Raw genomic sequence first — 8801 nt, forward strand, 5'->3', positions numbered from 1 at the left:
GTGGCCAGGCCGCGCCAGTTCTTCAGGCGGTTGATGCAGCGTTCGACGGTGTTGCGCTGCTTGTAGGTCTCGCGGTCGGGGGACGGTGGGCGGCCGCCGTGGCGGCCTTTGCGTTTGCGGTTGGCTATCTGGTCGGCGGGCTGCGGGATCACCGCCCGGATCCCGCGCCTGCGCAGGTGCTCGCGGATGGCCCTCGACGAGTAGGCCCGGTCCGCCAGGACCACGACGGGTCGGGTGCCCGGCCGGCCGACCGGCCGGGGTACGCGCAGGGCGGCCATGACGTGCTCGAAGGCGGGCGCGTCGTGCTCGAAGGCGGGCGCGTCGCCGGCCTGGCCGGGCGTGAGGTGGAAGCACAGCGGGCGGCAGCGGCCGTCCGCGGCGAGGTGGACCTTCGTGGTCAGCCCGCCGCGGGAACGCCCGATCGCATGGTGGGCCGGTTCGCCGGCCGGGGCCCCTTTTGACGGGCCCCGGCCGCATTCTGGTGGGCGCGCACGATCGTGGAGTCGACCGAGACGACCCAGTCCAGGTCGCCCTCCGCGTCGGCCTGGGCGAGCAGCGCCGTGAACACCCGCTCCCACGTGCCGTCGATCGCCCAGTTCCGCAGCCGGGTGTAGACGCCCTTCCATGAGCCGTACTCGGCGGGCAGGTGCACCCACTGCGAGCCGGTCCGAAACTTCCACGCGATCGCGTCGATCACCTCCCGATGATCACGCCAACGACCGCCCCGCTTCGGCGTCCGGTCCGGCAACAACGGCTCTATCCGCGCCCACTGCGCGTCAGTCAACGGCACGACCAGACCAACGATCCGATGATCGGAAAGAAACGCCCTAGCTGGATGCCTGCTGGGCGCGCACTATGCCAGGCAGGATCTCCTCGTCATGGCCGACGCTACCGGCGCGTCCGACTAGACAACCAGGCGCGTGCTCACTGCGCGTCGAGGGCATCGCCCCCGACGCGGAGCCAGCGAAGTCATAAGGCCCGACCGGCGAGTATTGGTCACAGTTCTCAGGAACACATTCGGAGGACACGAGCCCGGAACGTCGCAGCCCTGCAGGTCACGGCAACGCCGTTGGACGCCGAAACGCGGAAGCCACACCTACTCCCCCGTCCGGCCCGCCGCGTCGCGCTCGGCGAACACCTCGCGGGCGGCCGCGATCCCGTTGAGCGCGGCCGGGAAGCCCGCGTAGACGGCCATCTGGGTGATCGTCTCGACCGCCTCCTGCCGGGTGCCGCCGACGTTGAGGAGGCCGTGCAGGTGGACCCGCAGCTGCGGTCCTGCGGTGCCGAGCGCGGTACAGGCGGCCACGGTGGCCAGTTCACGGGTCTTCAGGTCGAGGGCGGAGCGGGAGTAGACGTCGGCGAAGGCGAAGTCGACGATGTGGTCGGCCAGGGCGGGGGCGATGTCCGCGAGCGAGGCGACGACGCGCTCCCCGGCCTCCCCGTCGACCCGTTCCAGCGCGGCGAGCCCGCGCTCGTGCCGCTCGCGCAGCGTCTCCTCGCCGTCGGCCTCGCTGCGGACGGGGGTGAAGTCGAGCCCCGGCCGGGCGGCGAAGGCGGCCTTCGCCACGGCGATGCCGTTGAGCGCCGCCGGAAAGCCGGCGTAGACGGCCGTGTGGAGGACCGTCTCGACGATGGCGGGCGGCTCGACGCCGACGTTGAGGGCGCCGTCGATGTGGAAGCGCAGCTGCGGGGCCGCGGTGCCGAGCGCGGTGAGGGCGGCGACGTTGACGAGCTGGCGCTGGGCGAGGGTGAGGCCGGGGCGGGCGTAGACGTCGCCGTAGCCGAACTCGACGGTCAGCCGGGCGAGGTCGGGTGCGATGCCGGCGAGGCCGTCCAGGACTCCGGCGCCCTCGGGGCCGGCGACCTCGTGCAGGAGGGCCAGCCCGCGGGCGTGGCGGTCGGCGGACGGGGTGGCGGGAGCGGCGGGAGCGGTCACGGGGGACTCCTTGGGATTCCGGATTGGCGTTACGAAACGTTTCGTAACGTCGATGAGGCTAGAGCGGTCCCGCGCCGACTGTCAAAACGAAACGTAACGTCACGTCTGGGCTAGACTCCGGGCCATGAGCCCCCAGCCGAACCCCGAACGCCGTAGCGAACGCGCCCGCCGTGCCGTCCTGGACGCCGTCTTCGAGGTGGCCGCGGCCAAGGGGTACGGCAAGACCACCATCGAGGCCGTCGCCGCGACCGCGGGCGTCGGCAAGCCGACCATCTACCGCTGGTGGCCCTCCAAGGGCGCGATCGCCCTGGACGCCGTCAACGACCGGATCGGCGACTCGATGGACTTCCCCGACACCGGGGACGTCGCCGCCGACCTCACCGCCCAGCTCACCGCCGTGGCCGCCATGCTCACCGGCGACACCGGCACGCTCTACCGCGGCATCATCGCCGAGGCCCAGAGCGACCCCGCCCTGGCCGCCGCCCTGCGCGCCACCTTCCTCGAACCCCGCATCGAGCGGTGCGTGCGCCGCCTCGACACCGCCGTCGCCGCCGGCCAGCTCCGCGCCGACCTGCCCACCCGCACGATGGTCGACATCCTCTACGCCCCGGTCTACTACCGCGTCCTCCTGGGCGCCGGCCCTGAGGAGACCCTGCGCAGCCCCCTGCTCGTCACACCGGTCCTGGAAGGCCTGCGCCCGGCCTGACGCCCGCGGACCTCCGGCTGCTGGCCCGGGCGGCTTTCGGCTCGACCGGTTGAGGACGGGCGGGTGGGGCCGAGGAGACGATCCTCGGCCCCACCCGCCCGGATCAGGTCAGTTGATGTACTCGGACGGAGAGAAGAGCTTCCCGTACCAGACCCCGTCGATGACGAGCGAGCCCTGGGCCTGGGCGTAGCTGTTGCTGCCGATCCAGTCCCAGCCCGCGTTGCACCACGTTCCGGGATCGGTCGCCGTCATGCCATCACAACTGGCGTAGTCCTCGTATGAGCCGAGGTGGTTGACCCAGGTCGTCCCGGAGACCGTGTGGCTGCCGTGGTTGGTGACGTGGATCGACGGCTGCACGGCGTACCCGCTCACGGCGAGGCACGCCTGGGCATAGACGTCTCCGGCGAATTGCTGCGTGGCCCCGCAGTAGGTACCGCCGGTGACCGCGTCGGCCGGTGCGGCCATGGCGACACCTCCCGCCGTGATCCCGATCGCGAGCGCGGCGGCAGCCGTCTTCGACCTGACACTGGTGATCCTCATTGCTTCCCTCCTCTGCCCCGGCGCACGTCGCGCCAGGACCCGTCGTGTGGAGAAAGCCGCCCATCAGGTGGGCAGCGGGCGTACTGTCCGCTCGGTGATGCACTGCGTTTCGGACCCGTTCCGAGAACGTCCGGCGCGCCGGCGGAGCGTCCCCGGAACGCGGCATGAGACTGCCTCAGGGGGCGTTGCAGTCCGATAGCGCTCCGGTGGCAGGCTGGTAGCATCCGGCTGTTCGAGCGAGACGGCGCTGGTGGGGAGCTGTCGTGCAGTTCGGAATACTGGGTCCGTTACGCGTGTCGGGCGCGGACGGCGAGATCACGATCAGCGGGCCTCGCCTGCGCGCCGTGCTGGCCCTGCTCCTGCTAAGGGCCGGACGCACGGTGACGAGTGATCAGCTTGCCGAGGCGGTGTGGGATGCCCGCGCTTCCCCGAACAGCCGCACGGCCCTGCCGAGCTACGTGATGCGTCTCCGGCGAACGCTCGGCCCCGAGGCCGGCGGCCGCGTGGTGACCCGCAACGGCGGGTACGCCATCGAGCTGGACGAGGGGGAACTGGACCTCTTCGCCTTCCAGGACCTGTGCGGGCGTGCTCAGGCCCTGGTGGACAGTGACGACCCGAATGCTGCGCAGCGAGTACTGGCCGAGGCGCTGGGGCTGTGGCGCGGAGAGCCGTTGGCGGACGTGCCGGACAGCGCTGTGCTCCGCCGTGAGGTCGAAGCCATGAGGAGCGCACGCCTACGCGCACAGCACCAGCACGTCGATCTGCAGCTGAGGCTGGGGCAGCACACCGCCCTGCTGAGCGAGCTTCCCGCGCTGGCCGAGGCCCATCCGTTCGACGAGCGGCTCACGGCCCGGCTGATGCTCGCGCTGCACCGCAGCGGGCGGCGCGTCGAGGCTCTGGAGGTCTATCAGGCCAGTCGACGGGTGCTGGTCGGACAGCTGGGCATCGAACCCGGAGCGGAGCTGCGGGAATTGCACGGCGCAATGCTCGCCGACGATCCGTCGCTGCTCCCGGCACCGGGTAGGGGAGGTGACGTCCTCGCTCCTCCGCCAGCGGCCGCACCTGGCGTGGAGCGGCCGGCCCGTTCACCTGCCGGCATGGTGGAGGACCCCGGTCACGTCCCGCCACCGGCGCCACCGGAGGAGCGCCGGACCGACCGGCCCGGGCCCTCAAAGGCCACACCGGACACGCTGGCCGCACCGCACAAACCACGGCCGCGGCGCCGAGCACGGCCGTTCCTCTGGGTCGGCGGTGTGCTGGCCGTGCTCCTGGCGACAACCGCGGTCTCCGACCAGCGCCTTACCGCTCGAAGCGGACCGGTCGGCGGCCAGGGCGGGGGAAGCCCGGTCCCGAGCCGCGCCAGGTACGTCACGCGGCTCGCGGAGGAAGTGTCCCCCAAGGCCCCGATCCGGTTCAAAGGCATGGAGCTGCAAATCAACGACCCCGTCCCCGACGGGGACACGCTGATCGCCACCGTGCTGCTCGGCGACGCCGACACCGGCCCCATCAGTGTGACGGATACGGTCGGCAACAACTACCGGTCCGTCGGGACCCCGATGAGCGACGGCAAGGAGCGCCTGGCCGTCTTCATAGCCGTGCACGTCAAGGCGCTCGACACGCTCGACACGATCCACATCCATTGGCCGGACGCGGCCCTGGGCTTTGCCGTGGTGGACGAGTTCCGGGGGGTCGGCGCTGCGGGCCCCTGGACGGACACCCTGGGTTCCGACGGCGTGCCCCTCCAGCTCGGAGGAACGATGCCGTGCGAAGAAGGAGACCTGCTGTACGCCGCCATCGGCAGCACAGGCGGTCCGACGCCGACCCTCCCCGGTGAATGGCACACGCTCCCAACGGTCGGCAGAGACGGCCCCCGCATGCTCGGGGCTGCCGACCCCAGGCTGACAATCGCCTACAGCACGTGGAACGGACACCACCGGAGCACTAACTGTGAAGGACAGGGCATCGGGAGCCGGCGTTGGTACGCCACCCTGGTCCGCCTGCGCTGACCGCTCTCAGGCGGCGGGACTTCCGGCCCGGCTAGAGTGGCGGAATGGCCCGATTCGTCCTGACCCGCCGCTCACCGCTGCCGCCGCAGGAATGCTGGGCGCGGCTCACCGACTGGCCCCGGCACGGGGACCGGGTACCGCTCACGCGTGTGCGGGCCGTGCGGGGCGGCGGGCGGGAGACCGGCGACGTCGTCCTGGCGCGAACCGGGCTGGGGCCGCTGGGTTTTGACGACCCGATGGAGATCGTCGCATTGGATGCCCCCGGGGACGGTCTGCCCGGGCTGTGCCGGCTGGAGAAGCGCGGGCGCGTGGTGCGCGGCCACGCCGAGCTGCGGGTGCGCGCGCTGGGCGCGGGCAGCGAGGCCGTGTGGGAGGAGGAGCTGCGGATCACCGGCCTGCCCCGCCTGTTCGACCCGCTGGTGGCCGCCGCCGGGCAAGCCGTGTTCGGGCGGGTGCTGGACCACCTGCTCGCCCCGGCTGCAGGGTGAGGCCTCCCGGCCCCACCGTGCGCGTGCCCGTGCGGCGTTGAACCGCTGGGACGACATCGGCCCGGGCCGCCGCGCGGCGGGGTTCCGGCCCGTGACGGGACGTGTAGAAACGGCTGCACCTGGCCGGGTGGCGGACGCTTCGCGGTCGCCGCCCGAAGCCCCAATCCACTCCTCGCTCAAGGAGACCCGGACGCATGCTGAGAATCACCGCCGACGTCTACTCCGGCCGGCCCGACCCCGTCGCGGACATCACCGATGAGGCGCAGGCACGCGCCGCCCTGCGGGATTTGACGCGGGACCGGAGCCTGTTCGCCGGCTCCCGGCCCTCCGAACCGCTGACGGGCGGTCTGGGCCTTCGCGGGTTCTGGCTGGAGACCTTCGACGACGGGCTCGCGCGAGACTTCGACGTGGACTCGCGCCTCTACGTCCCGGTGGGACCGCAGGCTCCCGCCGGGCGCGTCGCGGAGGTCGCCGAGCGGCTGATCACCATCGCGGACTGGAGCCAGGCCCCCGACACGTTCGCCGGAGCGACGCCGCCGCTCGACGCGTCCTTCCGGGAGTTCCTGCTCGGGCAGCTGTCGGGCAGCAGCGGGATCTCCGCGCAGGACGGGGTCGAGCCGGCCGGCGGCGCGCGCGAGGAGCGCCCCGCGGTCACCTGCACGATCGAGCTCGGCGCCTTCAACCCCGGGTTCTGGAACAACGACCCCACCGTCCAGGCCAACAACAACTGCTACAACTACGCCAGCAACTGGCGCACGAACACCTTCGCGCAGCCCGGTCGCGGCTGCGGCAGCATGTACACGCGGATCGACTGCGCCGAGGTGACCCGCGCGGCGCTGTGCGACGGCATGCACCACCGGTTCGACTGCTTCCCCGACGGCGAGAAGCCGCGCTACCTCGTCGCCCTGGTCGTCATCCCCGGCGGCGGCGACTTCCACTGGTACCGCAAGCAGAAGGAGGGCTTCTGGGGCCACAAGCCGGGCGGGACGGCGGCCCGCAACTACGACAACAGCGGGAACGTGATCTACAACCCGGAGACCGCCGACCGCGGGCCCTACACGATCTTCTGCGGCTACTTTTACGGGTGCAACAGCCAGCGGCAGAGGATCCGCTGACGGGCGGTCACGGGTGATCGTCGAGGTGGACCTCTACAGCGGGCGGCCCAACCCCCGCTTCCCCCTGGAGCCCGCCGCGGCAGGCGAGTTGGCGCGCCGGATCGAGGCGCTGGCGCCGGCGGGCGCCGGCGCGCGGCCACGGGACGGGCTCGGCTACCGGGGACTGCGAGTAGGGACCGGCGCGGACGACGACGTCACCGGGATCGTCGTGTCCGGCGGACTGGTGACCCTGCACGACCCGGACGGACCGCCGCGCCGCCTGCGGGACCCCGGGCGGCAACTGGAGCGGTGGCTGCTCGACCAGGGCGCGGGGAACCTGGACCCCGAGGTCCTCGCGACGGTCCGTCAGGACCTCGCGCGATAGCGGCGGGACGGGATATCCGGGAAAAAGAGGGCCATGGCCCCTTCCGGATCACCCGCCCCGCCCTTCGGATCGGCCATCGGACGGCCACAACCATCCGTACAGAGAGGATGGTTGTGCCCTCGCGCGAACGCGGCCGGAAATAGCGGGTGGCGATCGTCACATGCCCATGAGGCCCGGTCGCTTTGAGTAATGCGATAGTCTCCGACGGTGATTGGCGCGCTCGCGTCACGTAGCGGCACTCCCCTGACCTGGGAGAAGTCCGCGAAGTAGCCATGGGCACATCGGGTCCAGGCGTGCATGAAGGTCGTCGCGGGGTGATGCCGAATCACCTCGCGTGATTTTACGTGCCTTTAATCAGCCGGACCCGCGCTGGAAAGAAAGAAGGGTGTCGTGAACAAGACTCGGTTAGAAGCCATCGGGGCCTACCTCCCCACGACGGTGATGAGCACCGGGGAACTCCTCGGCCGCCTGGAGAAGGCGCCGGAGTTCGACCTCGTGAAGATCACCGGGACGACGGAGCGGCGGGTGGCGGACGACACCGCGCACGACCCCGAGGACAGCCTGACGATGGCCGTGGCCGCCGCCCGGGACTGCCTGGAACGCTCCCGCCACGCGCCGGACGGCATCGACGCCGTGATCTCCTGCTCCATCAGCCGCATGGCCGACGGCGGGCGCCTGCAGTTCGAGCCCTCGTTCGCGCACCGCATCGCCGAGGAGATCGGCGCGCACCACGCCCTGCGCTTCGACGTCTCCAACGCCTGCGCCGGCATGATGACCGGCGTCCTCCTGCTGGACCGGATGATCCGCGCCGGCACCGTGCGCAACGGCCTGGTGCTCAGCGGGGAGCAGATCACCCCCATCGCCTTCACCGCCGCCCGCGAGATGGAGGACAGCAGGGACCCCCAGTTCGCGTCGATGTCCGTCGGGGACTCCGCCGTCGCGCTGGTGATGGACCGCGCGACCGACGACCGCGACGTGATCCACGACATCGAGCTGATGACGTGTTCGGAGTACTCGCACCTGTGCCTCGGCATGCCCAGCGACGGCACCGGCGGCATGGCCATGTACACCAACAACAAGGAGATGCACGCCGAGGACCGGCTCTCGCTGTGGCCGGCCTTCCACGGGGACAAACTCGCCGAGCAGGGGCGTCAATTCGCCGACGAGGGCTACGACTTCGTCATCCAGCACCAGGTCGGCACCCGGTTCGTGGACTTCATGAACACCACCGGCGCGAGCCGCTTCGGCGCGCCGATGCCGCCGTCCCTGTCGGTCGTCGACCGGCTGGCGAACACCGCCACCACCTCGCACTACCTGGTGCTGCACCAGGCCCTCGCCGAGGGCCGCATACCCGACGGCTCGAAGGTGCTGATGGTGCCCGCCGCCTCGGGTGTCGTGACCGGCTTCCTGTCCGCGACCGTCTCTTCCCTGAAGGTGTGACTATGGCCACCGTCATAACCTCGGCCGCGCTCGCCCCGGCCCTCGGCTCCGGCAGCTCCATCGGCCACGCGGCCGCGGCCGGCCGCGCCTGCCTGGAGCGGGCCGGGCTCGCCCCCCCCGCCGCCGGCCGCCCCGGCACCCTCGGCGGGGAACCCCCCCACACAAAAATAGACCCGGCCGGGGCCGCCCCCCGACAAAATCCCCGG

General features: G+C 71.6%; 8 protein-coding genes and 1 pseudogene. 6 read left to right on the top strand and 3 right to left on the bottom strand.

Features of this window, described 5'->3' with window-relative positions; all coding sequences use genetic code 11:
* Window positions 1-796: pseudogene (locus ACFV4F_RS26390) on the bottom strand (IS5 family transposase); the annotation flags it as partial.
* A gap of 300 nt (window positions 797-1096) precedes the next feature.
* Entirely contained in the window at window positions 1097-1936 is an 840-nt protein-coding gene (locus ACFV4F_RS26395) for a carboxymuconolactone decarboxylase family protein (RefSeq protein WP_380505991.1), read from the bottom strand.
* Window positions 1937-2060: 124 nt separating this feature from the next.
* Here ACFV4F_RS26395 and ACFV4F_RS26400 point away from each other — a divergent pair, with 124 nt between their 5' ends.
* On the top strand, window positions 2061-2642 hold the full coding sequence (locus ACFV4F_RS26400) for a TetR/AcrR family transcriptional regulator (protein ID WP_380495899.1): 582 nt from the start codon (window positions 2061-2063) through the stop codon (window positions 2640-2642).
* Between the two features lie 108 nt (window positions 2643-2750).
* On the opposite strand, the gene ACFV4F_RS26405 is transcribed toward ACFV4F_RS26400, so the two are convergent.
* The gene (locus ACFV4F_RS26405; RefSeq protein WP_380505994.1) at window positions 2751-3182 is read right to left on the bottom strand and encodes a hypothetical protein; all 432 of its coding nucleotides are present in this window, start codon (window positions 3180-3182) and stop codon (window positions 2751-2753) included.
* Between the two features lie 263 nt (window positions 3183-3445).
* Between ACFV4F_RS26405 and ACFV4F_RS26410 the strand changes: the two genes are divergently transcribed.
* The 5 genes from ACFV4F_RS26410 (at window position 3446) to ACFV4F_RS26430 (ending at window position 8595) form a co-directional block, all read left to right on the top strand.
* Window positions 3446-5188, top strand: coding sequence for a BTAD domain-containing putative transcriptional regulator (locus tag ACFV4F_RS26410; protein WP_380505997.1), 1743 nt, complete (start codon window positions 3446-3448; stop codon window positions 5186-5188).
* 44 nt (window positions 5189-5232) lie between these two features.
* Window positions 5233-5676 carry an SRPBCC family protein gene (locus tag ACFV4F_RS26415; RefSeq protein ID WP_380506000.1) on the top strand — a complete coding sequence of 148 codons (444 nt, stop codon included), beginning with the start codon at window positions 5233-5235 and terminating at the stop codon, window positions 5674-5676.
* Between the two features lie 194 nt (window positions 5677-5870).
* A complete protein-coding gene (locus tag ACFV4F_RS26420) occupies window positions 5871-6791 on the top strand; it encodes a hypothetical protein (protein ID WP_380506003.1) in 921 nt (306 codons plus the stop codon).
* 13 nt (window positions 6792-6804) lie between these two features.
* Window positions 6805-7155 (top strand): hypothetical protein, encoded by a 351-nt coding sequence (locus ACFV4F_RS26425; RefSeq protein WP_380440401.1) that lies wholly within the window; start codon window positions 6805-6807, stop codon window positions 7153-7155.
* Window positions 7156-7545: 390 nt separating this feature from the next.
* Window positions 7546-8595 (top strand): 3-oxoacyl-ACP synthase III family protein, encoded by a 1050-nt coding sequence (locus ACFV4F_RS26430; protein ID WP_380506006.1) that lies wholly within the window; start codon window positions 7546-7548, stop codon window positions 8593-8595.
* Window positions 8596-8801 lie beyond the last annotated feature (206 nt).

This window comes from Kitasatospora sp. NPDC059722 (genome assembly GCF_042733235.1).
GTDB lineage: Bacteria > Actinomycetota > Actinomycetes > Streptomycetales > Streptomycetaceae > Kitasatospora.

Excerpts from the sequence above, each read along its gene's own strand:
- ACFV4F_RS26405 (WP_380505994.1), bottom strand. The coding sequence starts at position 3,182 with ATGAGGATCACCAGTGTCAGGTCGAAGACGGCTGCCGCCGCGCTCGCG.
- ACFV4F_RS26415 (WP_380506000.1), top strand. The coding sequence starts at position 5,233 with ATGGCCCGATTCGTCCTGACCCGCCGCTCACCGCTGCCGCCGCAGGAA.
- ACFV4F_RS26420 (WP_380506003.1), top strand. The coding sequence starts at position 5,871 with ATGCTGAGAATCACCGCCGACGTCTACTCCGGCCGGCCCGACCCCGTC.
- ACFV4F_RS26400 (WP_380495899.1), top strand. The coding sequence starts at position 2,061 with ATGAGCCCCCAGCCGAACCCCGAACGCCGTAGCGAACGCGCCCGCCGT.